Genomic DNA, 21,408 nt, shown 5'->3' on the forward strand with positions numbered 1-21,408 from the left:
ACTCGCCTTCGTGGAGATCGCGGTCCAAGGCTCCCTGTTCCAGCACACCGAGCGCCGACAACTCGGCGACGGCGCGTTCATCGAGATCCGCGCCGGCTGGCTCACCGATGCCGACGACCTGCTGGACGCCTTGTTGTCGACGGTGCCGTGGCGCGAGGAGCGCCGGCAGATGTACGACCGCGTTGTCGACGTGCCACGGCTGGTGAGCTTCCATGACCTTGCCGTTGACGAGCCGCCGCATCCGGAGCTGGCCCGGCTGCGGCGGCGGCTCAATGACATCTACGCCGGGGAGCTAGGTGAGCCGTTCACCACGGTCGGCTTGTGTTGCTATCGCAACGGCTCGGACAGCGTGGCCTGGCACGGCGACACCATCGGCCGTAGCAGTACCGAGGACACCATGGTCGCGATCGTCAGCCTAGGTGCCACCCGCTCGTTCGCGATGCGCCGCCGCGGCGGCGGCCCGTCCCTGCGGCTGCCCCAAGCGCATGGCGATCTGCTGGTGATGGGCGGATCGTGCCAGCGCACCTGGGAGCACTCCGTGCCGAAGACGACGGCGTCCGTCGGCCCCCGGGTGAGCATCCAGTTCCGCCCTCGCGGCGTGCGCTAGCCGCCGCCGCCATCAACCCTGCGGCGGTCGCAAGCGCGGCAACGCCGGGCGCAGCGGGCCGCCGCCATCAACCCTGCGGCGGTCGCAAGCGCGGCAACGCCGGGCGCAGCGGGCCGCCGCCATCAACACTGCGGCGGTCGCAAGCGCGGCAACGCCGGGCGCAGCGGGCCGCCGCCATCAACACTGCGGTCAGGTACGCACCGCCGTCACCGCTTTGACGAGCAAATCGCGCGCCCGCTGGGTGTCCACCGGAGCAACCGGCTGATCGGGAATTACCAGCGGGTTGGCGATGACGATCACCTGGTATTCGCCGAAAGCCGCCGAATAGTCATACAGCTCGCCAGTGCGTGGACCGCCCGGCGTCAACGCCTGCATGACGCGATGTACGCCCAGCGTGCGAGTGCTCTCGATCTGAGGCACCTCGACCACCTGGACACCGCCTCGCAGCTGCGGGCCGGTGAAAGTCACCTTGTTGCAATCCTTCCCAGGATCGTTGAATGGCAACGCTTTTGAGGTCTCTAACGCGATCACCACGAACCGGTTGCCGCGGCCCTCCGCGGTGACCGCGGACATGTTGCCCTGCAGGTCCGCCGGCATGTCCGGCCCGGCCGCGACTTTCGCGCAGTTCGCGGGGTCGAACGTCAGCCCGTCAGGCAGTTTGCGGCCGGCCATCAGCTTGGGATCGATTCCTTGTTTGCTGACGTCGCTGACCTGGAACTCGGGTCCGAAGCTGGACTTCACGTCGACGACCTTGTTGATGTCGGCCTCCTCCGGGTGAGTGGCCGATGAGCAGCCGGCCACGACGCAGACAGCCGCTGTCGCGAGCAACACCTTGGACATCGAGGCCAATCTACCCAAGCGGAGCGCTCAGCTGCGCAACGTGGACACCGTTTTCGCGAGGAGATCCGCGGCGAATTGCGGCGGCAGCACCGGGAGCGACGAACCCGGATCGGTGGTCAAAGTGGTAAATGCGTAGTAGTTGCCCAGGTACGCGCTGAACGTGTAAGTGCGCGAATCTATTTCAGTGCCCGATTCGACGGATGACTTGACGTCGGCCACCATTCCGACGGTGTCGACACCGTCGACATGCGGCGCGTCGGTGAGGTGGACGTGTACCACGGTCCGCCCGGCGGTCTCGGACCATTGGGCACACGCGGCTACGAGGTCTTCCGGGAAATCCACTGGCCCTGGCAAAGCGACCACCACCGCGTCGACGATGCCGCCGCTCCCCGATCCCGAGACGCCCTGCGCTAACTGGTCGCGCCCGTTCCCGGGGTCGGCCAACGTTGCGCACTTGGCCGGCTTGACCTGCGGGTCGCCCCCGAGGCTCCACATCACCCTGGGTGAGGCGGCACTGGGTATTCCGGTGGTCACCTCGTACCCGGGTGGCAGGTCGCGCACGACGCGTTTGATATTGGCGGGGTTGACCGCAACGGCCGTCGTCGGAGCGAATTTCGTGGGCACGGCCGACGGAGCCCGCCCCGATGAGTGGCCGCAAGCGCCGAGCGCCAGCGCGAGCACTGCAACCAGCGGCGGGCCAATCCGGAACGGCCGCATGAGGAGTTGATAGCACAAGACACCGCCGTACCGTCTCCCCCACGCCAGTGCCGGGGCCGGCCGGAATGACTTCCGTCATTTAGTCAGCTCAGGAAGGACGCTGCCATACTCAAACGTGCTAGCGGATGCGCCAGCAGATTTGGAAGTCACCTGATGCTCCCGACTGGCCGCGGGTTGCAACACCATGCGGGCGACGGTCTCAGCCAACCGCCGCGATAACCTGCCGGGCCACGCGCTTGATCTGCTCGGCGTCGTCACGCCGCAGGCCGCGCGGTTGCGGCACATCGATCACGGTGGCGATGACGCCGACGTCTTCGCGCTGCCAGACGGCTCCGTAGCGGTCCATGATCGCGCGCATCGGAGCGTTGTCGGAAAGCATTCGCGCGGAGAACCTTTCGATGCCGTCGACCGTGGCGGCGATGGACAGCGCGCTGATCAAGAAGGTGCCGACGCCGCGACCCTGATAGGCATCGGCGACGGTGAAGGCGATCTCGGCGACCGTTGGGTCGCTCTCGTCGCGCACGAAGCGCGCGTCGGCCACCGGGTCGCTGCCGTCGGTGACCACCCACACGAAGTGATCGACGTAGTCGACCTCCGATAGGTAGTGCATCAGTGCGGGGGTTGGCAGACGCGGGGTCATGAACCGCCGATAGAGCGTATCGCTGGAAAAGTAGATGTGTCCGTGCACGGTGCGCTCGCTGTCGCCGGGAAGCACCGGGCGCAGCAACAGCAGCGTGCCGTCACGTACCCGAATCGGGATCGGCGTGATGAATGCGGCGAGACGTTGACGCACTGTGCGCAGCAGCCGCGACATGACGTCGGGGATGTGCACCATGCTGGCGAAGGCCCTGGTGTCACCGATCCAGCCGGTCAGCGGTTCGGCGGTGGTCACCGTCGCGGTCCGGGGAATGTCACGCAGCAGGGCGATCTCGCCGACAATCATCCCCGGGGAGGCATGCTCGACCATCACCACGCCGTCGTCACCCATGTGTTCGATCTCGGCGGTACCAGACGAGATCAGCAGAAACGAGACGGCCTGCTCTCCCTGCCGCATCAGCACCTGGCCGGCCGCGGCGCGAAGTGGCTGCAGGCGACCCGCCAGCGGCGCAAGGTCTTCGGCGGGGCACCCCTTGAAGATGTCCATCGTCGCCAGCTCGTCCACCCGCGCGCCGGTCAGTCCGGCCACCGCTACAGGCCGCCGCCCGCAGCATCGCGACGCCGCTCTGCGCGTCGCGATGCTGCCATGACCTGCCCGCCTGCTTGCCGTCGTCTACCGCGCCGGGCCGAACCCCCCGGGTGCGGTCGGATGTTGCCAGGTTATGAGCACGGTTGCGGCTCCGGCAAGGATGCGCGGGTCACTCGTGCAATTAGGCGGCCCACCGGCAATCAGATGCGCCGGCCTCCGCCTCGCCCAACGTTCGGCAGTGTCAGGCGATCTTTTGACTCGGCTCCAGCACGAAATCCACCACAATCGCCGCCATGTCGTCGATCGCGCGGCGAGCGATCACCTCATAGCCGTGGGTGCTCAGCGTGGGCAGGCACAGCAGGCCGGCGCGTGCGGTCAACCCGTTGGCCTTGGAGTGTGAGGCGTCGGATTCGAACGCGCCCAGGGCGGCCGCCTGCGGTGACAGCTCCAGGTTGGTGGCGATTGTCAGGAGCCGGTCGGCAACTTCTTTGTCGTAGATACATAGGGCGTCGCTGTAACCGACGATCGGGCCGCCGGTGACGCTGGTGTTGTATTCGCGTTCGGTGGGGCCAACCTCCAAGGCAAGGGTCAGATCGCCGGGCAACGTGGCGCTGGCGTAGGTGCCCCCCACCCCGCCGACCTCCTCGTTGGTGGTGAACACCAGGTACACGTCATCGGCGGGGCGTTGCCCGCGCTCACGCAGTTGGCGTGCGGCGTGCAGCAGGGCGGCCACCGCGGCGCGGTCGTCGAGGAAGTAGGCGCCGACGTAATCTCCGACCTCGACAACGGCTCTCTTGCTGCGGTCGACGCACACCCGGGTTCCGGCGTGCACCCCCGCCGCGGTCAGCTCGCCGGTGCTGCGGCCGGTGAAGACGTAGACGTGATGCCAATCCAGCGCACGGTCGCCCTGATCGGGTTTGGTCTCCCAGATTCGCGAGCTCTCCTGGGTTGTGTGCTCGGAGCCGAGAGTCAGTACGGCGGTGAGGGTCTCGTTGTCGCCCAGCACGGCTACGGGACCCAGTCCGAAGTTGCCCGGGTACATGGTGCCCAGCTGCGTCAGATGCAATGTGCCATCGGATTCCACGCGCTTGACAATCATGGACAGTTCGTCCATGTGCGCCATGACCCGTGTCGCGGTCCCGGGGATGGACTCCGTGCGGTGGCGATGGTTGGGGGCTCCGGTATCGCCGGCCGACGGGTTGGCGGCGACGTAGCCGATCAGGTTGCCGGCGTCGTCGGTCCACATGTCATCGACAACGGATTGCAGTTCGCGGGCGATGACCGCGCGTACCTCCCCCTCCTGCCCGCACGGTCCATAGGTCGATAGAAGTTCTTGCAATAACTCGTCGATGTAGTCGCGGTCGCGGTGCGCCATCGGATCCTCTCCGTGAGTTCGTATCAGAGGGTCAGTACCCGTGTTGGCCTGCGGCAATCCCAACCATGGCCAACCGGTACTTTTCGGCGACGACGTGCCGAATCCCTGTCAACTCACGGCGTCCGGGTCTGCCAAGGAGATGAGGATGTGCGACGGCGTCGGTCCTCCCTGGTGCAATTGGTAGCGCCCGCCGGCCAAGGCTCGGCGGGCCGGCTTGCTGGGCACCAGATGCGGAAAGTCATAGGTCGTGATGGTCAGGCGCAGTCGGTGGCCCGCGGCGATCAAGGCGGCCGTCGGAAAGATCTCCACGTCATAGCGGGTCACCTCCCCCGGCACGACGGGCTGGGCGGCCGATCGGGTGCTCATGTGCTGTGGCCGCAATACGGTGCCGTCCGGCAGGTACCACGTGCGGTCGGGGTCCAGCTTGCGATGCGAGCCCAGCAGCGCGCCCATGGTCAGCGGGCGGCTGGCGCCGTCGGGCGCGACGTCATCGAGGTGGGCGACCCACAACGTCTCGGTGGTGCTGGCCGTCGCGTGCAGGGTCAATGCGATCGGCCCGGCAGCCAGCTTCGCCTCGGCGAACGGCTCGGTGGTGTAGGTCAGCGAGCCGCGCTGCAGGCGGCGATTGTCCTGGTCGTAGCGGATGCTACGGCCCCGTTGGGAGAGCATGAAGCTGTTCAAGCCCAGCGACCACTGTTCGAGGCTGCGACCGGACAGGGGTCCTCGCGCCACATAGGTCAGTGACGCCGCGGTACCCTCCGGCGAGGCGTCCGAACTCAGCCGGCCCGAGTGGCACAGGTAGAAGCGGCTTGGCTTCGCCTCGTCGAGCGGATAGTTATCGGCGCGATACCACTGTGAGCTTCCAATCGCTTGGAAGGTCAACGGCTTTCCGGAGATGGCCGCGTCGGCGTCGTTTTTGAGCCAGTGATCGAACCAGCGCAATTGCAGCGCATTGAGGTGCAGCCCGCCGTGGTTCGACACGTGATACCACGGGCCCATCATCAGTCGGATGCGATCCGATACCGGCTGGCCGGGTTCCATCAGGGCGTCGTCAGGCCGTCCGACGGCCGCGTTCTGCAACGCGGCGTAGTTCAGCGGCGCGCCGCGTTGGAACGCGTCGTGCCACCCACCGACGAGGAACGTCGCAATGCCATTGGCGGCGACCTTGGACAGGACCAGCGCCGGACTCATCGCGTCCCAAAATGGGCCGTGATAGGCGGTTTCGCCGCCGGCGACAACCTCGGCGATCAAGGGTCGGAAATAACGCCGCTGGTCGCGTCCGCGCTGTCGAACCGCGGCGAGGCCGCCGGAGCGCGGTCGTTCGTGACCGCCGCGGGCCAGCCACTCCAGTGCCGGGTTGACGACGTTGAGGAGCGTGTAGACGGACCCGTAGCCGCGGACGGCGTGCAAGTGCGGCACGCCCCCCATCGTGGCGGCGTCACGATAGAAATCGCGGGCCGCCATCACCGGGAAGATCGCTTTCAGCGGCGAATCGGGGCCAACCGCGGCCGCGGTGAACAGCTGATTGATCGCCAAGTAGGACAGCCCGACCATGCCGACGCGACCGTTGGCATTGGGCAGCGTGGACGCCCACTGCACCAGCTCCACTCCGTCCTGCGTCTGGCGCTCGCCGCACATCTCGAACGATCCGCCCGAGGATCCCGTGCCACGAACGTCGACCATCACCTCGATGTAGCCCCGTTTGATCAGGTAAGGAGCCGGGCCGCCGCCGATCTGGGCGGCCGGTGGGGGCGCCTTCTTGCCGTAGGGCGTGATCGACAGCAGCACGGGAAACGGGCCCGCGGCGGCCTGTCCAGTGTCGGGCACGGTGGGATGATGGATATCTGCCCTCAAGTCGACACCATCGGTCATCGGCACCGCAACGTTGTGCCGAACGCCCACGCCGTACGTCGCTGGGCGCGGCGTCCATTCCGGCGCGAACGGCGACGGGCTGGTTGTGCGAACGCGTCGCCTCCGGGTCGTGCGCTTCAATCGCCGCCTAGCCATCAAAACGTTTCCACCACGGTCGAAAGACGATCGGGATCCCGTCCATTTCACCATCGGCAGCTCCCCCTGACCTCGCGGCGGCATTGCCGCGAATTACTCCAAGAACTTAGAGCAACCACCCCGGAGGCTGAGCGGCCACCGGGGTGGTTGCCACGACCCCTTTGCCAGCAGGAGATCGGATGACGTGGACGGCGAAGTGTCGTCCATAAAGTCCTCGAAGCTGACGCGGCGACGGGCTGTATTGGCGCGTACTTGGAGTCATTGATAAATAGCTTTAGGCGCTTTGCGCAATATTGCACACACGTAAAAAGACCGCGATAGCATCGGCTAACCGGCGGTCGATATTGCCGCGGTTGTCTCTACCGCAGAAAGGTGAACCGATGAGCGCAAGCAAGAAGAAGATGCTGAAAACTGCCGCACTGGTCGCGGTGCTGACCGGTGTGATGCTGGGGTCGTCCGGCTGCATCACGATCGACCTAGGGGGCGGCGGCCGCGCAATCGCCGTCAATCCGGCCTGACCGGCAATCGCTAGCGCTTGTAGCCGATAGCGGCGCGTGGCGCGGACTTTTTGTCTGTCGGCGCGCGCCGCTAAAGGACAACGCTTCGCCACTGTTGTACGGGCGCCTTGTCGTGAAGTCGCGGGCTCTGCTTCGTCGAGTGCAGCGCGCCTATCGCCGCGATCGTCTTACCGCAGCGGCCTGTCCCGCCCGCCTTCAGATCGGATAAAGTGGCAGCCGACTGCCGGTTGTAACGTCCTCAAGCCGATACGGAGGCGGCGAATGCCCGTCAGCACCTCGAGCCCGAGCGTGTTCGAAGCGGGCCTGCCCACCATCGAGTACGACGTCGCCACCGCCACACCGGACGAGGTCTACCCGCAGTTTCAAGCAGCACAGCGACAAGCACCGATCGCGCTGGGACCCTATGGACCCGAGGTGCTCTCCTACGAACTTGTGCGAAACCTGCTGCGAGACAATCGGTTCCAGATTCCCCCCGGCTACATTCTCGCCGTCCAGGGCATCACCTCCGGGCCCCTTTGGGACAAAGTCGTCAACTCGTTGTTGGGCATGGAGGGCGCAAGACACCAGCGCGTCCGCAGTGTCGTGTCGAAGGCCTTCACCCCGCGCGCTGTCGAACGCCTGCACGCGACGATCACCGAGGTCATCGACGAACTCGTCGAACCGATCAGCCGCCGAGGTCACTGCGACGTCGTCACCGACATCGCGCGGCCCTACCCCGTGCCCGTCATCTGCGCTTTGCTTGGTGCGCCTCGCGAAGACTGGCAACGGTTTTCGCTGTGGGCCGACGACATCTTCAAAGCTTTCAACTTCACCTTCACCGTCGATGACGTGCGCGCCGTGATGCGCGCGTGGGGCGAACTGGACGACTACGTCGACGACATGATCGCCAGACGTCGCGACACCTTGACCGACGACCTGCTCTCCGACCTCATCCGCGCCGAACACGACGGGGACCGACTCGACGCCGCAGAGCTGCGCATGCTCGCTGCCGCTTTGTTGCTCGCGGGCACTGACACGACCCGCAACCAGGTGGCGGCGTCCATCGGCGTGCTTTGTGAGCACCCGGACCAGTGGGAGCTCTTGCGAAACTCTCCCGACTTGGCGATGAATGCCGTGGAAGAGACCATGCGGCACTCCCCGATCGCGACCTCGCTATTGCGCGTCGTCGCCGAGGACGTCGAACTCTGCGGCGTGGTCTTTCCCGCGGGGACACTGGTGTTCGCGAATACCGCTGCGGCCAACCGCGATCCAGCGATCTATGACGATCCCAACCGGTTCGACATCACCCGCGAGGGGTTGCCGCCGGTACTCAATTTCGGTGCAGGCGTGCACTACTGCCTGGGGGCGAACCTGGCGCGGCGCGAGATCGCCGAGGCGCTGAAAACCGTCACTCGCCGGATCGCGAACCCCCGCAAGAACGGACCAGCACCCTGGAAGCCGATTGTCGGACTGAGCGGGCCGGCGAGCCTGCCCATCGCCTTCGACAGCTGAGGGCCGTTGACTCAGGCTGGTGAACCGTAAAGACCGATTTGATATCGACTACTGCACGCTACTTCTTTTCACAAAGTCCACAAATTTAACATCACGCGATGCAGGACTTGTCGGGAAATGTGCGCTCCCCGCGATCACGCGCTATTTCCCGGCGCGACGTATTGCGTTATGCCATCGCTATGTCCGCATTGCCTGGGTTGTATGTCGCGTCGGAAATTGGCACCGTCCCTGCCGCGGCTGCCGCCACTCCCAAACTGATCGACTTCGCCATGCGCCAATTGCCAGCGGAGCACATTCGAGCCGCCGGCTATTCCGGGGTCATCAATTACGTGTCGCTATCGCGCCCCGGCTCGTCAATGGGTGCCAAGCCGATCACCCGGCCTTACGCCGAGCAGCTGACCGCTGCCGGCCTGATGATCGTCAGCAATTACCAGTACGGCAAGCCAGGCGGGACAGCACCTTCGGACTTTCGGCGCGGGTTCGAGGGAGGGGTCGCCGATGCTCGCACCGCCTGGAAGCTGCATACCGCGGCGGGTGGCGGTCAGAGTGCCCCGATCTACTTCAGCATCGACGAGGACATAAACCACGACACCTGGAACAACTTGGCACTCAAGTGGTTGCGCGGGATCAATTCGGTCATAGGAGTGCAGCGCACCGGCGTCTACGGCGGCATCGATGTGTGCCGGTGGGCCGCCGCCGACGGCGTTATCGGAAATTCGCGCACACCCGGCCACCGGTGGGCCTGGCAGACCCGGTCCTGGTCCCGCGGCCAGATCGAGCCCGCAGCAGTTCTCTACCAACGTGTGGTGAGTACGGCGTCGAATCCTGGCCCAGTCGTCGCGGGACTCGAAGTCGATGTCAACGACGTGCTTGCCAAGGATTGCGGTCAGTGGAACCTTCATCCCTGAGGCTGGTGCCGGCGAGCGGCGTCGTCCACTTCCTTCAATGACCACACCAGGCCGCTGCATTCACCAGATGCCGCTAGGCCGCTTTTATGGGTGTGAACTGCTCAAACTCTGTGGAGCTAAGGGGAATCGAACCCCTGACCTACTCGATGCGAACGAGTCGCGCTACCAACTGCGCCATAGCCCCTGACCGCTAGCAGGCTACCAGCCGCGGCACCAACCACCGAACCGCGAGCACTATTCTCCGACGGCGCGCGGCAGGTCCCGGGGCCAACCGAAGGTCCGCATCGCCATCGCGTACTCCAGGTGCTCGAAGACAGGATCCTCGTCGTCGATCTCCAGGACCACCGCGCCGGGACGCCGCAGTCGCGACGGGATCACGTCGTAGTCGCGGTCGTAGGCGTTCTCCACGCCGAGCCGAGCCCGCGCCATCCGCTTCATCCGGCGGTGACGCACCCGCTCCTCGATGCGCGTCTGACGGCGTAGGTAACCCAGGTAGAGCAGGGTGATCGCAGTGGCGCTGCCGCACACCCACCAGGCGGTCGGCGAGACCTTGAAGGCTGCGGTGGCCGAGCCGATCAGGACGAGTGCCATCACGACCAGGACCTTTTTGCGGAAGGCGTACTTGCGGGCGCTGACCGCTGCGGCCGTCTTGGTGTCGAAGCGGCGCTGCCGCGAGGCGCTCCGCCGCATCGGCGCGGGCGCCTCCTCGTCGGCGTCGTCGTCCTCGGCAGCGGGCTCCAAACCGGACGAGTCCTCGACGTACTCGTAGCCGTCCTCGTCCTCGACGTCGCGTTTGGCGACAGCCTCGGTGTCGACCTGGTCTTCGACCGGCTCGATATCGGTCGGCTCCGCCTCGTCCTCGGCGCCGCTGGCCCCGACCGGAAGTACGTGGGAATCCTCGACGACATCGACATCGAGGTAGTCGGGCTCGGTGGGTTCGGCGACGGCCATCTGCATCACGACCGGGCGCCGACGGCCCAGTTCATCGGTGTCGGCGTTGTCGTCTACCTCGCGGCCTTCATCCTCGGACAGTTCATCGCGCTCCTCGTCGAGGTCGGGCTCGGCAGATTCTTCCGGCGGCGTCCAGTCGGGGTCGCTGCGATGTCCGGCGGCCGGGCCGTTGCGCTTGATCAGCCGGGACTTACCCCCGCCGTTGAGCACCCGGGTCGCCAGCGCCACGTCGCTGGTGCGTCGCACCGCATCGCGTTTGCTCACGAGCATCGGCACCAAGACGAACAGCCATAGCACCACGAGCGATATCCACAACAATGACTGCGGGATGCTTGGCATGATGACCTGCTCTCTTTGGTGTCAATCCCCCGCGAAGCCCATTGGTGGCCGACGCGGCCGGGTCCTACTGACCAGGACAATTACACACCTGTAATTTGCCTCTCACAAGCACCACGAGTCACTCGTGTCGCGCTAGTCCCAACTGGCATCGATTTGTACCCCGCGCGAGCCCTAGCAGGCCCTGGCGGACGGCCTCTACACCCAGCTGGCGTTACCGGCACGGACCAGGGTCGACGCCACCGATCCGGTCACCTCTTCGGCGGTGATCGCCATCAGCAAATGATCCCGCCACGCCCTGTCCACTTCGAGGTAGCGCTGCAGCAGTCCCTCCTGGCGGAACCCGACCTTTGCCAGCACGGCGCGGCTCGCCGCGTTTTCCGGGCGCACGGTGGCCTCGACCCGATGCAACATCACCGGGCCGAAGCAGTGATCCAATCCCAGCGCCAAGGCCGCGGTGGCCACACCGCCGCCGGTGGCCGACCGCGGCACCCAGTAGCCGATCCATGCCGACCGCAGCGCTCCGTGGGTGACATTGCCGATGGTCAGCTGGCCACAGAACCGGCCGTCGAGTTCGATGACGTAGGGCAGCATCCGCCCTTGCCGCGCCTCGGCGCGCAGCCCAGAACACAACGCCGGCCAGGCCGCTACCGCATGACGAGTCACCCAATCGCCCTCGGAGCTGGGCTCCCACGGTTCCAGATGCGCACGATCGCTCAGCCGGATCCGGCTCCACTGCGCGCCGTCGCGCAACCGCACCGCCCGCAACCGGACAACGCCGCCCGGAACCCGCAGGGGCCCAACGCTCATGGGCCACCCTGGATGACGGGAATCGGAGCGCAACAGGTTCACAGGGTATGCAGTCGTTTCGCTCAGCCGCGCTGAGCCAGGAAGGCGACGTCGACGATCTCGCCGGTCCGAATCTGCTCGGCACCGGTGGGCACCACGACCAGACAGTTCGCCTCGGCGAGGGTCGCCAGCAAGTGAGATGACGCGCCCGGGCCGCCGCCGAGCGTCTGCACCAGATACTCGCCGCTCTCCTGGTCTCGCATCAGCTGACCGCGCAAGAATCCTTTCCGCCCGGCCACCGACGTGATGGGCGATAGCGTGCGCGCCTGCACGATGCGGCGCATCGGCTGACGCTTGCCCAGCGACAACCGAATCAGCGGGCGGACCATCACCTCGAAAACCACGAGCGCGCTCACCGGATTGGCCGGCAATAAGAACGTCGGAACGCCCTCGCGACCCAACTGCCCGAAACCCTGGATGGATCCCGGATGCATGGCGACGCGCACGACCTCGAGCTCGCCGAGCTCGGCGAGCACCTGCCGCACCGCCTCGGCCGCGGCACCGCCGACCGCACCGGCGATCACGATCACCTCGGCGCGATTGATCTGGCCCTCGACGATCTCACGGAGCTCGCGGGGGCCGCCGCTGACGATGCCGACGCGGTTGACCTCGGCGCCGGCATCGCGGGCCGCGGCCGCCAGCGCGTAGGAGTTCACGTCGTAGACCTGCCCGTTGCCCGGAGTGCGCGAGATGTCGACCAGTTCGCCGCCCAGCGCCATGATCGTCACCCGGGGCCGCGGGTGCACCAGCACCCGTTCGCGGCCGACGGCGGCCAGCAGTCCGACCTGCGCTGCGCCGATCACGGTCCCGGACCGCACCGCCACGTCACCGGGTTGGACGTCGTCGCCCGCGCGACGCACGTAGGCGCCCGACGGGGCACCCCGCAGAATCCGCACCCGCTGCGTGCCGCCATCGGTCCACCGCAACGGCAGAACCGCGTCGGCCAAGGTGGGCAGAGGGGCACCGGTCTGCACGCGTACGGCCTGGCGCGGCTGCAGCCGGCTGGGCGTGCGCGAACCGGCCTCGATGATGCCCATCACCGGCAGTACCAGGCCCTCGCGCGCGTCGTTCTCGCCGGAATCGTCGAACGGGCCGGGCAAGCTCTCGCTGCCCACCTCGCCCACACCGAGTACGTCGACGCTGCGCACCGCGTAGCCATCGATCGCCGCCTGGTCGAAGCCGGGCATCGGGCGTTCGGTCACCACTTCCTCGGCGCACATCAATCCCTGCGCCTCGGCGATCGCGACACGTATCGGCCGCGGGGCAACCGCGGCCGCCGTGATCCGGGCCTGCTGCTCTTCCACCGAACGCACAGCGCGCCTCTCTGCCCTCAAACCCGGCGGGCCCCGCGCACACGGCGACCCGCTCACTGCGCAGGCGGGGCATCCCCCGCCCGGGACCGCTACGCGCTCCGCCGGTCTGCCGTCCGCCAGCCGGGGCTATCGCTCGGCTACTGCTCCGCCAGGCCTAATCGGGCCACCAACCACTGCCGCAAATCCGGGCCGTAATCGTCACGATCCAATGCAAAGTCAACCGCAGCCTTGAGGTAGCCGCCAGGATTTCCCAAGTCGTGTCGAGATCCGCGATGCACGACCACGTGCACCGGGTGACCCTCCGCGATCAGCAGCGCGATCGCGTCGGTGAGCTGCACTTCGCCGCCGGCCCCACGGTCGATGCGGCGCAAGGCATCGAAGATGGCGCGGTCGAGCACGTAACGGCCGGCCGCGGCGAACAGCGACGGGGCGTCTTGGGCCTTCGGCTTCTCGACCATGCCGTTGACCTTGAGCACGTCGGGATTGTCGTCGTCGGCAATCGGCTCGACGTCGAAAACGCCGTAGGCGCTGACATCTTCGGGCGCTACTTCGATGGCGCACAATACCGTGCCGCCGTAATGCGCCCGCACCTTCGACATCGTCCCCAACACGCCGGTAGGCAGCACCAGGTCGTCGGGCAGCAGCACCGCGATGGCGTGCTCGTCGTCGGCCAGCCGCGACTCCACGCAGCCGATCGCGTGCCCCAGGCCGAGCGGCTCGCTCTGCACCACGGACTCGACCCTGATCAGCTGCGGCGCGCGGCGCACCTTGTCGAGCATCGCCGTCTTGCCGCGCTCCTCCAATGTGCTCTCCAGCACCAAGTCTTCAACGAAGTGCGCGACGACACCGTCCTTGCCCTCGGAGGTGATGATGACCAGCCGCTCGGCACCGGCCTCGGCCGCCTCGGCAGCCACCAACTCGATGCCCGGCGTATCCACAACCGGCAACAGCTCCTTGGGGACGGTTTTGGTCGCCGGCAAGAAGCGGGTACCGAGACCCGCGGCGGGCACGACCGCAGTGCGTGGCACCACCACGTTTGGGCTTGACATTGTTCACACGATAACCCGCATCCGCTCGGCCGAGTCGATGTGGCGCGTGTAAAGACCTGGCTGTCATGGTTGACGCATGGCGACCACCAGCAAAGCCGCGTTGCGCGACCAGCTGCTTGCCGCCCGCCGCCGCGTTGCCGACGACGTTCGCGCCACCGAGGCGCAGCAGATATGCGCCCGGCTGGAAGCCCTGCAAAGCCTTGTGACCAGCGGCGACACCGTGTGCGCCTACGTGCCGGTGGGCAACGAGCCAGGATCGATCGAGATGCTCGACATGTTGCTGCGGTGCGCCGGACGGGTCCTGTTGCCGGTTGCGCGCACCGCTGCCGACGACACCCCACTGGCGTTGTCGTGGGGGGAATACCGGCCGGGCACGCTGACCACCGGGCGGTGGGGGTTGCTCGAACCGCCGCGCCCGTGGCTCCCGTCGTCGGCTTTGGCGCAAGCCAACGTGGTGCTGGTGCCTGCGTTGGCCGTGGACCGCCGCGGCGTGCGGCTTGGCCGGGGCCGGGGTTTCTACGACCGCTCGCTGGGCGGCCGCGCCCCACGCGCGCGGCTGATCGCGGTGGTTCGCGACGCGGAAGTGCTCGACGAACTACCGGCCGATCCGCACGACATCCCCATGACCCACGCGCTCACGCCGCGACAGGGGTTGATCGACCTCGTTGGGCGCTGACATATCGGGAATGAGACATGTCACGTGGCGGTTCTAGCACTTGAGACGTTAGAGTGCTAACCAGGTTTGCAATCCTCCGGAGGTTTTCGTGCCGACTTACAGCTATCAGTGCACCGAGTGCGACGATCGCTTCGACATCGTGCAAGCCTTCACCGACGACGCGCTGACGACGTGTAAGCGCTGTTCCGGGCGGCTGCGCAAGCGCTTCAACTCCGTCGGCGTGGTCTTCAAGGGCAGCGGTTTCTACCGCACCGACAGCCGCGAATCGGGCAAGAAGCCGTCGAGTACGAGCAACGGCTCCTCGTCGAGCGACGCCGGATCGAGCGGCTCGCCAACCAGCGAAAAGAACGGCAACGGCTCGAGCGAGAAGTCCAGTTCCAGTCCGAGCGACAAGTCGAACAGCAGCTCGACAACGTCGGCGGCCGCCGCGACCAGCTGACGGCTATCCACACCGGCCTTCCCGGCCGCAAGCCCGGGTACCGGGTTGCGCCTACCGTTGCAGCGTGGGCGAATCATCGCTGAACCCAAGCCTATTGAGCCGGCTGTCCCTGTGGTTGCGCCCGGATTGGACTCGCACCGTGCTGGCACGCCGAGTCGCCGCGGGTGGGCTGGTCGTGCTGGCCGGCATCGCGACGCTGCGCTCCAACCCCTCCGGTGATTACGCAGAAGTCGTGGTGGCCGATCATGACCTTCGTCCCGGTGCCGCGTTGACACCGGCCGATGTTCGGCTCGAAAAGCGTTTGGCTGCAACCATTCCCGACGGCGCCCGAGCCGACGTGGGTGCAGTGGTGGGTTCGACGCTGGCCGGCCCGACGCGACGCGGTGAGATACTCACCGACGTCCGGTTGTTGGGCAGCCGGTTGGCGGAGGCTGCAATTGGGTCGAAGGCCGGGCCGGGCGCCCGCATCGTGCCGCTGCATTTGGCCGATGGCGCCCTGATCGACCTCGTGCGGGTCGGTGACGTCGTCGACGTGCTGGCGGCGCCCGTCACCAGTGCGCCGGAGAGCTCCCATGCCACCCCCAAGGTGGTGGCCACGGACGCCGTGGTGGTGCTGGTATCGGCCAAGGAAAAGATGCAAGCGGCCGACAGCGACCGCGTAGTGTTAGTTGCGCTGCCGGCTCGTGTGGCGAACGCGGTGGCAGGTTCGGCGCTGGGCCAGACGGTGACGCTAACCCTGCACTGAGTCCCTCGCCGTTGTTGGTCAGCTAGCCGACAGCCAACTCTGTCCAGTCCCAGAAAGGCCGTCTCCAATGCTCAAAGGGTTCAAGGATTTTCTCTCCCGGGGCAACATCATCGATCTGTCCACCGCAGTGGTCATCGGTACTGCTTTCACCGCACTGGTCACGACTTTCACCAACGCGATCATCAAGCCGTTGATCAACCGGATCGGCGTCAACCAAAAGTCCGATCTCGGCGTCTTGCGGATTGGCATCGGTGGCGGCCAGACTATCGACCTGAACGAGGTATTGTCGGCGGCCATCAACTTCGTGATCATCGCCGCGGTCGTCTACTTCCTGGTCGTGCTGCCATACACGACGCTGCGCAAGCGCGGTGAGGTCGAACCGGCCGACGACGCGCAGGTGGTCCTGCTCAAGGAGATCCGCGACCTGCTCGCACAGACCAACGGCGAATCGCCGGGCAAGCACGGGAGTGCCACCACCACCCCCCCTCCCGAGCACGGGCCGCGCGCGGAAGCCGAATCGAAATAGCCGCGTCGACCCGGCAGGGTTCAGCTGGCCGTGAGGTCTAAATCTCCAGGCTCGACAACTGACCGATGATCTGGGCCGCCAACGGATTCAGCGTCGCCATCCCGTCGCGAACCGCGTAGCGGGAACCGGCCAGGTTGACCACCAGCGTGCTGCCCGACACCCCGGCCAGACCGCGGGACAATCCGGCATCGATGATCCCCGCCGACAGCCCCGAACCGCGGATAGCCTCTGCGATACCGAGGATTTCGCGATCCAAGATCTCGCGGGTGGCCTCCGGTGTGACGTCGCGCGGGGTGACGCCCGTCCCGCCGACCGAAACCACCAGGTCGACCCCGCCGATCACAGCGGTGTTCAGCGCGTTGCGGATCTCGATCTCGTCAGCGGCGACCGCGACCACGCCGTCGACGACGAAGCCCGCCTCGGTCAGCAGCTCGGTTACCAGCGGACCGTTATGGTCCTCATCCCCATGAGCGGTGCGATCGTCGACCACCACAACAAGAGCTCGGCCAACCACCAATTCCGCACCCGTTTCCATGGGTGCCACCGTATATCCGAGCTCAGACAATCCGGGTGCCGAGGGTTCGTCCACTCTCACTACTGATCCGCCTTTCCAAGGGTCACCGGCAACGTCCGGCTGCCGCCACCAGCGGGATCCTGGAACGTCAGCGAGATCTTGTCGCCGGGTGCTTTGGACCGCACGGCCGCGACCAACGCGTCGGCGCTGTTGATAGGCCGGTCGTCGACCTTGGTGACGACCACGTTCTTGGGGACGCCGGCGGCCGCCGCCGCACCCCCCGAGACGACGTCGACGACCTTGGCGCCGGGGGTGCCCTTGTCGTTCATCACCTGAACGCCGAGCGAGGCGTGGGACGCTTTGCCGCTGGCGATCAGCTCATCGGCGATGCGCTTGGCCTGGTCGACCGGAATCGCGAAGCCCAGACCGATCGAACCGCTTTGGGCATCCGCCGAGTCGGCGCCCAGGGTGGCGATGGCCGAGTTGACACCCACCAGCTGGCCGTTCATGTTGACCAGCGCGCCACCCGAGTTGCCGGGGTTGATCGCCGCGTCGGTCTGAATCGCGTCCAACACGGTGTTCTGGTTGCCCGACTCACCGGTGGTGGACACCGGCCGGTTCAGCGCGCTGACGATGCCGGTGGTCACCGTGCCGGACAGGCCCAACGGCGACCCGATCGCGACGACCGGCTGGCCGACGTGAAGGTCGGACGAGGAACCCAGCGAAATGGGTGTGAGCCCGGAAACACCCTGCACTCGAATCACGGCGATATCGCTGGTGGGATCCGCGCCGACCACCGTGAACGGCGCGGTGCGACCGTCAGAGAAGGTCACCGTCGTCTTAGGCGTAGGAGAACCGGGGCCACCCGGTCCGCCGGGTGGAACGGGGGCCCCCGGCGGGCCTCCCGGGAGGCCTCCAGGACCCTTGGGCGCTCCCGCCGCGGCCGCGACGACGTGATTATTGGTCAGGATGAGCCCGTCGGTGGACAGGACGATGCCGGAGCCCTCTTCGGACGCCCGACCTATGTCGGTCTCGAGCATCACGACGCTGGGTACCACCTTGGTGGCGACTTGTTCGACGCTGCCGGGCGGCATGTTCGCGGCGGGGACGCTGGGCGCCGCCCCGATGACCCGGCCACCACCGTTGCCCGTCGAGTGCGTGCCGAGTTCGACAGCCGTGGCCGCGGCACCACCGATGCCGGCCGACACCACCGCGACGGCCAACGCACCGACGACCATCAACCCTGTGCGAGAACGCTTTTGGGGTTCCTGCGGACCGGGGATGCCGGGCGGCATGCCGGGAATCGGACCCGGGCCGGTACCTCCCGGTACGGGGCCTACACCGGTTCCCCCGGGAATCCGGCCGGGCCCGGTGCTGCTGAAGGGCTCGTAGGGCGGACGGAACTGTGTCGTCGGCGAAGACGGTGGCTGCGACCGGTAGCGCCAGTCGTATTGCTGGTTATAGGGCTGTTGTCCCGGGGCATAACCGGGGGACCCCGCATGGCTCGGGACGGGCGCAGTCTGATTGGGCACGGGGGGGTACCCCGGCTGCTGCGGCGGTGGCGAATACCTCGGGTCATTCGTCATGTCGCTAAGTCGCTCTTCCTCTATCTCAGTGTTTCGGCAAGTCGACGGCTGGGTTCAACAGTAGTCGCAGACCTACCTTGCCCGCGCGGACTGAGAGTCCACTGAGATAACGTTCGCCGATTCCCGAGAGTTCTCCTGATTGCCGGCCGGTGCTTGGGCGGGGCCGGGCGCGGCATCAACCTGGTCGGCTTGTGGCTCCGCAGCGGCCGCGCCGTACGGTGAGGCGGGCAACGGCCGGCCGGGCAGCAGCACATAAAAGGAGGTACCCGGCGGCTGGCCTCCCGGAACGGTGTCCTCGACACGCAGCAGTCCCCCGTGATTGAGCACCACCTTTTTCACGATCGCCAGCCCGAGTCCGGAGCCCGGCATGGCCCGTGCCGTCGTCGAGCGGTAGAACCGTTCGAACACCAGGCGGCGCTCCTGCGGCGGAATGCCGGGACCGTGGTCGGCGATCACCAGCTCGGCGTGTGACGGGTCGAGCTGGCGCATGGTGACGCCGACGTGGCCACCGGGCGGGCTCCACTTGGCCGCGTTGTCCAGCAGGTTCAGGACCGCCCGCGACAGCCCGGCGGCGTCGCCATACATCTGCCACGGCGTCACGTCGACGTCGAAATGAATGTCGCTGCGCCGCCGCCTGACTCGCTCCAGGCTGCGGTCGAAGACCTCGGTCATGTCGACCGGCTCGTGCACCACCTGGCCGGCGTCGTCACGGGTGAGGTCCACCAAATCGCCTACCAGCGTTGACAATTCCTCGATCTGGGCGATCACATCTGCGCGCAGATCAACCATCTCCTGCTCGGGCAGCCGCGGCGCCCCAGGCTCCATCGCGGCCATCAGCAGCTCAACGTTTGTTCGCAGTGACGTCAGCGGGGTGCGCAGTTCATGCCCGGCGTCGGTGACCAGCCGCGCCTGCCGCTCCCGGGACTCGGCGAGCGCGCGCAGCATCAGGTTGAACGATTCGGTGAGCCTGGCCAATTCGTCACTACCGAACACGGGGATGGGTCTCAGGTCGTCCGTGCGCGCCACCCGCTCTGCCGCTTCGGTCAGACGTGCCACCGGTCGCAGTCCGGCCCTGGTGACCATGCCGCCGGCCACCGCGGCGACCGCCACACCGACACCGCCGACGATCAGCAGTACCCAGCGCAACCTGTTCATCACCGCTTCGGTGGGCTTGAGGCTCTTGGAGATCAGCAACGACGTGCCGTTCTGCAGGTGCACGGCAAGGATCCGCTGATCACCCGCGGTGCGCCGCGACATGAACAGATCACCGTGGATGACCGCTTTCTCCGGTGCGCCGACCGGCAGGGTCTGACCCGGCTGCTGGGCGGTGTAGATCGCGTGGCCCGGGTTCACCAGGATCGCGTTGACATCTGAATAGGCGGTGCCTTCGATGGCCTTGCCCGGGTCGGCGGCCAGCGAGCCGCTGGCGATCAGCAGTTGCGCCCGGCTTTGCAATTGGTTGTCTATATCGCTGTACAGCGCGGCCGAAATCACGGCGTACACGGCGAAGGCCATCAGCACCACGACCATGGCGACCATCGACATCGCCAGCAGCATCACCCGCCACCGCAACGACAGGGAGGGCGTTGCGCGCAACGGTGGGCGCAGCGGTGGACGTTGGGGCCGGGGAAACCGGATCATCGACGGACCCGCATCGTCACGGGGGCGTCTCCCGAAGGACGTAACCCACGCCGCGCACTGTGTGGATCAGGCGCGGCTCGCCATCGGCTTCGGTTTTGCGCCGCAGGTAACCCACGTACACCTCCAACGCGTTGCCCGAGGTGGGAAAGTCGAACCCCCAGACCTCCTCGAGGATGCGGCTGCGAGTGAGCACCCGGCGCGGATTGGCGATCAGCATTTCAAGCAATGCGAATTCGGTGCGGGTCAGGCTGATCCGGCGCTGTCCGCGGGTGACCTCGCGGGTCACCGGGTCCAGCGTCAGGTCGGAGAACGTCATCGCCACCGATTCGGCGTCGTCCTCCGGCTTGGTGCGGCGCAGCAGCGCGCGCATCCGTGCCAACAGTTCTTCCAGGGCGAACGGCTTCGGCAGATAATCGTCGGCTCCGGCGTCCAGCCCGGCGACCCGCTCCGACACCGAATCGCGCGCGGTGAGCACCAGAATCGGCAGGTCATCACCGGTGCTGCGGAGCTGACGGCACACCTCGAGGCCGTCCAGGCGCGGCATCATCACATCCAGGACGAGCGCGTCGGGGCGATCGCTCGCGATCAGTTCGAGGGCCTCGACCCCGTCGTGGGCCAATTCGACGGAGTAGCCGTTGAAGGACAACGACCTGCGCAGCGACTCGCGCACCGCGCGATCGTCGTCGACGACCAATATTCGCACGGCCCTAGTTTCGTCCCACCGCCTGAGACTGACCTGAGAGGCGCGCCGTGAGGGGACTCGCGGCGGTCGCAAGCGCGGCAAAGCCGGGCGCAGCGGGCCGCCGCCATCCAGGTTCGCGGCGGTCGCAAGCCCGGCAAAGCCGGGCGCAGCGGGCCGCCGCCATCCAGAGCTAGCGGCGGTCGAGGTCAATCAGACCGAGGCGGGCCGCCTTGAGCAGCCGGCGGGGCACTTTGTGCCGCTGACCTGCGACCGTCACACCGACCAGTTCGGCCTTCTCGGCCTTCCACTGCGCGCGCCGGCTACGGGTGTTCGCGCGCGACATTCTGCGCTTGGGTACGGCCATGGTCGGCCCTGACTCCTCGTGTTGCTTCGGTAATTCGACGTGGAACTTGCAGTTCGGCTGTCGCGCGGCGTGGCTGGTGGGCCGAACG

22 protein-coding genes and 1 tRNA gene are annotated in these 21,408 nt (G+C 66.8%); 8 read left to right on the top strand and 15 right to left on the bottom strand.

Annotation, left to right across the window (positions count from 1 at the left end; all coding sequences use genetic code 11):
• The first annotated feature begins 10 nt into the window (after window positions 1–10).
• Window positions 11–607, top strand: a complete 597-nt coding sequence (locus AC5Y4F_RS02830; RefSeq protein ID WP_197520448.1) for an alpha-ketoglutarate-dependent dioxygenase AlkB — start codon at window positions 11–13, stop codon at window positions 605–607.
• A gap of 189 nt (window positions 608–796) precedes the next feature.
• On the opposite strand, the gene AC5Y4F_RS02835 is transcribed toward AC5Y4F_RS02830, so the two are convergent.
• The 5 genes from AC5Y4F_RS02835 to AC5Y4F_RS02855 form a co-directional block, all read right to left on the bottom strand.
• A complete protein-coding gene (locus AC5Y4F_RS02835; RefSeq protein WP_067930025.1) occupies window positions 797–1,447 on the bottom strand; it encodes a DUF5642 family protein in 651 nt (216 codons plus the stop codon).
• 27 nt (window positions 1,448–1,474) lie between these two features.
• The gene (locus tag AC5Y4F_RS02840) at window positions 1,475–2,164 is read right to left on the bottom strand and encodes a DUF5642 family protein (RefSeq protein ID WP_499995036.1); all 690 of its coding nucleotides are present in this window, start codon (window positions 2,162–2,164) and stop codon (window positions 1,475–1,477) included.
• 199 nt (window positions 2,165–2,363) lie between these two features.
• Window positions 2,364–3,308, bottom strand: a complete 945-nt coding sequence (pat, locus tag AC5Y4F_RS02845) for an acetyltransferase Pat (RefSeq protein ID WP_156749894.1) — start codon at window positions 3,306–3,308, stop codon at window positions 2,364–2,366.
• Window positions 3,309–3,591: 283 nt separating this feature from the next.
• On the bottom strand, window positions 3,592–4,725 hold the full coding sequence (locus AC5Y4F_RS02850) for a M20/M25/M40 family metallo-hydrolase (RefSeq protein WP_499995037.1): 1,134 nt from the start codon (window positions 4,723–4,725) through the stop codon (window positions 3,592–3,594).
• 108 nt (window positions 4,726–4,833) lie between these two features.
• Entirely contained in the window at window positions 4,834–6,627 is a 1,794-nt protein-coding gene (locus tag AC5Y4F_RS02855) for a CocE/NonD family hydrolase (protein ID WP_499995039.1), read from the bottom strand.
• Between the two features lie 485 nt (window positions 6,628–7,112).
• Between AC5Y4F_RS02855 and AC5Y4F_RS02860 the strand changes: the two genes are divergently transcribed.
• From AC5Y4F_RS02860 to AC5Y4F_RS02870, 3 genes are all read left to right on the top strand, one after another.
• Window positions 7,113–7,250 carry a hypothetical protein gene (locus AC5Y4F_RS02860; protein WP_156749890.1) on the top strand — a complete coding sequence of 46 codons (138 nt, stop codon included), beginning with the start codon at window positions 7,113–7,115 and terminating at the stop codon, window positions 7,248–7,250.
• 261 nt (window positions 7,251–7,511) lie between these two features.
• A complete protein-coding gene (locus tag AC5Y4F_RS02865) occupies window positions 7,512–8,741 on the top strand; it encodes a cytochrome P450 (RefSeq protein ID WP_499995040.1) in 1,230 nt (409 codons plus the stop codon).
• Window positions 8,742–8,839: 98 nt separating this feature from the next.
• Window positions 8,840–9,649: a DUF1906 domain-containing protein gene (locus AC5Y4F_RS02870; RefSeq protein WP_499995042.1), complete on the top strand. Its 810-nt coding sequence runs from the start codon at window positions 8,840–8,842 to the stop codon at window positions 9,647–9,649.
• Between the two features lie 111 nt (window positions 9,650–9,760).
• Here the strand turns inward: AC5Y4F_RS02870 and AC5Y4F_RS02875 are convergent.
• The 5 genes from AC5Y4F_RS02875 to AC5Y4F_RS02895 all read right to left on the bottom strand — a co-directional run bounded on the left by AC5Y4F_RS02875 (window position 9,761) and on the right by AC5Y4F_RS02895 (window position 14,147).
• Window positions 9,761–9,833 (bottom strand) — tRNA-Ala (locus AC5Y4F_RS02875).
• Between the two features lie 50 nt (window positions 9,834–9,883).
• A complete protein-coding gene (gene sepX / locus AC5Y4F_RS02880) occupies window positions 9,884–10,939 on the bottom strand; it encodes a divisome protein SepX/GlpR (protein ID WP_499995044.1) in 1,056 nt (351 codons plus the stop codon).
• A gap of 195 nt (window positions 10,940–11,134) precedes the next feature.
• Window positions 11,135–11,788, bottom strand: coding sequence for a GNAT family N-acetyltransferase (locus tag AC5Y4F_RS02885; protein ID WP_197520442.1), 654 nt, complete (start codon window positions 11,786–11,788; stop codon window positions 11,135–11,137).
• A 20-nt stretch (window positions 11,789–11,808) separates the two neighbouring features.
• Window positions 11,809–13,098, bottom strand: coding sequence for a molybdotransferase-like divisome protein Glp (glp, locus tag AC5Y4F_RS02890; RefSeq protein WP_067930042.1), 1,290 nt, complete (start codon window positions 13,096–13,098; stop codon window positions 11,809–11,811).
• Between the two features lie 137 nt (window positions 13,099–13,235).
• Window positions 13,236–14,147 (bottom strand): UTP--glucose-1-phosphate uridylyltransferase, encoded by a 912-nt coding sequence (locus tag AC5Y4F_RS02895; RefSeq protein WP_067930045.1) that lies wholly within the window; start codon window positions 14,145–14,147, stop codon window positions 13,236–13,238.
• A 76-nt stretch (window positions 14,148–14,223) separates the two neighbouring features.
• On the opposite strand from AC5Y4F_RS02895, the gene AC5Y4F_RS02900 reads away from it, so the two are divergent.
• The 4 genes from AC5Y4F_RS02900 (at window position 14,224) to mscL (ending at window position 16,533) form a co-directional block, all read left to right on the top strand.
• Window positions 14,224–14,823 (top strand): 5-formyltetrahydrofolate cyclo-ligase, encoded by a 600-nt coding sequence (locus AC5Y4F_RS02900; protein ID WP_499995046.1) that lies wholly within the window; start codon window positions 14,224–14,226, stop codon window positions 14,821–14,823.
• An 88-nt stretch (window positions 14,824–14,911) separates the two neighbouring features.
• Complete coding sequence (locus tag AC5Y4F_RS02905; RefSeq protein ID WP_082947411.1) at window positions 14,912–15,262, top strand: FmdB family zinc ribbon protein; 351 nt, start codon at window positions 14,912–14,914, stop codon at window positions 15,260–15,262.
• 64 nt (window positions 15,263–15,326) lie between these two features.
• Window positions 15,327–16,007 carry an SAF domain-containing protein gene (locus AC5Y4F_RS02910; RefSeq protein WP_067930055.1) on the top strand — a complete coding sequence of 227 codons (681 nt, stop codon included), beginning with the start codon at window positions 15,327–15,329 and terminating at the stop codon, window positions 16,005–16,007.
• Between the two features lie 67 nt (window positions 16,008–16,074).
• Window positions 16,075–16,533, top strand: a complete 459-nt coding sequence (gene mscL, locus AC5Y4F_RS02915) for a large-conductance mechanosensitive channel protein MscL (protein ID WP_067930057.1) — start codon at window positions 16,075–16,077, stop codon at window positions 16,531–16,533.
• A gap of 37 nt (window positions 16,534–16,570) precedes the next feature.
• On the opposite strand, the gene AC5Y4F_RS02920 is transcribed toward mscL, so the two are convergent.
• The 5 genes from AC5Y4F_RS02920 to rpmF all read right to left on the bottom strand — a co-directional run bounded on the left by AC5Y4F_RS02920 (window position 16,571) and on the right by rpmF (window position 21,320).
• The gene (locus tag AC5Y4F_RS02920) at window positions 16,571–17,068 is read right to left on the bottom strand and encodes a MogA/MoaB family molybdenum cofactor biosynthesis protein (RefSeq protein ID WP_067356524.1); all 498 of its coding nucleotides are present in this window, start codon (window positions 17,066–17,068) and stop codon (window positions 16,571–16,573) included.
• Between the two features lie 59 nt (window positions 17,069–17,127).
• Window positions 17,128–18,633 (bottom strand): S1C family serine protease, encoded by a 1,506-nt coding sequence (locus tag AC5Y4F_RS02925; RefSeq protein ID WP_067930058.1) that lies wholly within the window; start codon window positions 18,631–18,633, stop codon window positions 17,128–17,130.
• Between the two features lie 72 nt (window positions 18,634–18,705).
• A complete protein-coding gene (locus AC5Y4F_RS02930) occupies window positions 18,706–20,274 on the bottom strand; it encodes a HAMP domain-containing sensor histidine kinase (protein ID WP_067930059.1) in 1,569 nt (522 codons plus the stop codon).
• 16 nt (window positions 20,275–20,290) lie between these two features.
• Entirely contained in the window at window positions 20,291–20,977 is a 687-nt protein-coding gene (mprA, locus tag AC5Y4F_RS02935) for a two-component system response regulator MprA (RefSeq protein WP_067930060.1), read from the bottom strand.
• A gap of 169 nt (window positions 20,978–21,146) precedes the next feature.
• Entirely contained in the window at window positions 21,147–21,320 is a 174-nt protein-coding gene (gene rpmF, locus AC5Y4F_RS02940) for a 50S ribosomal protein L32 (RefSeq protein ID WP_036454720.1), read from the bottom strand.
• Window positions 21,321–21,408: the final 88 nt, after the last annotated feature.

Source organism: Mycobacterium sp. NGS56 (genome assembly GCF_059812425.1).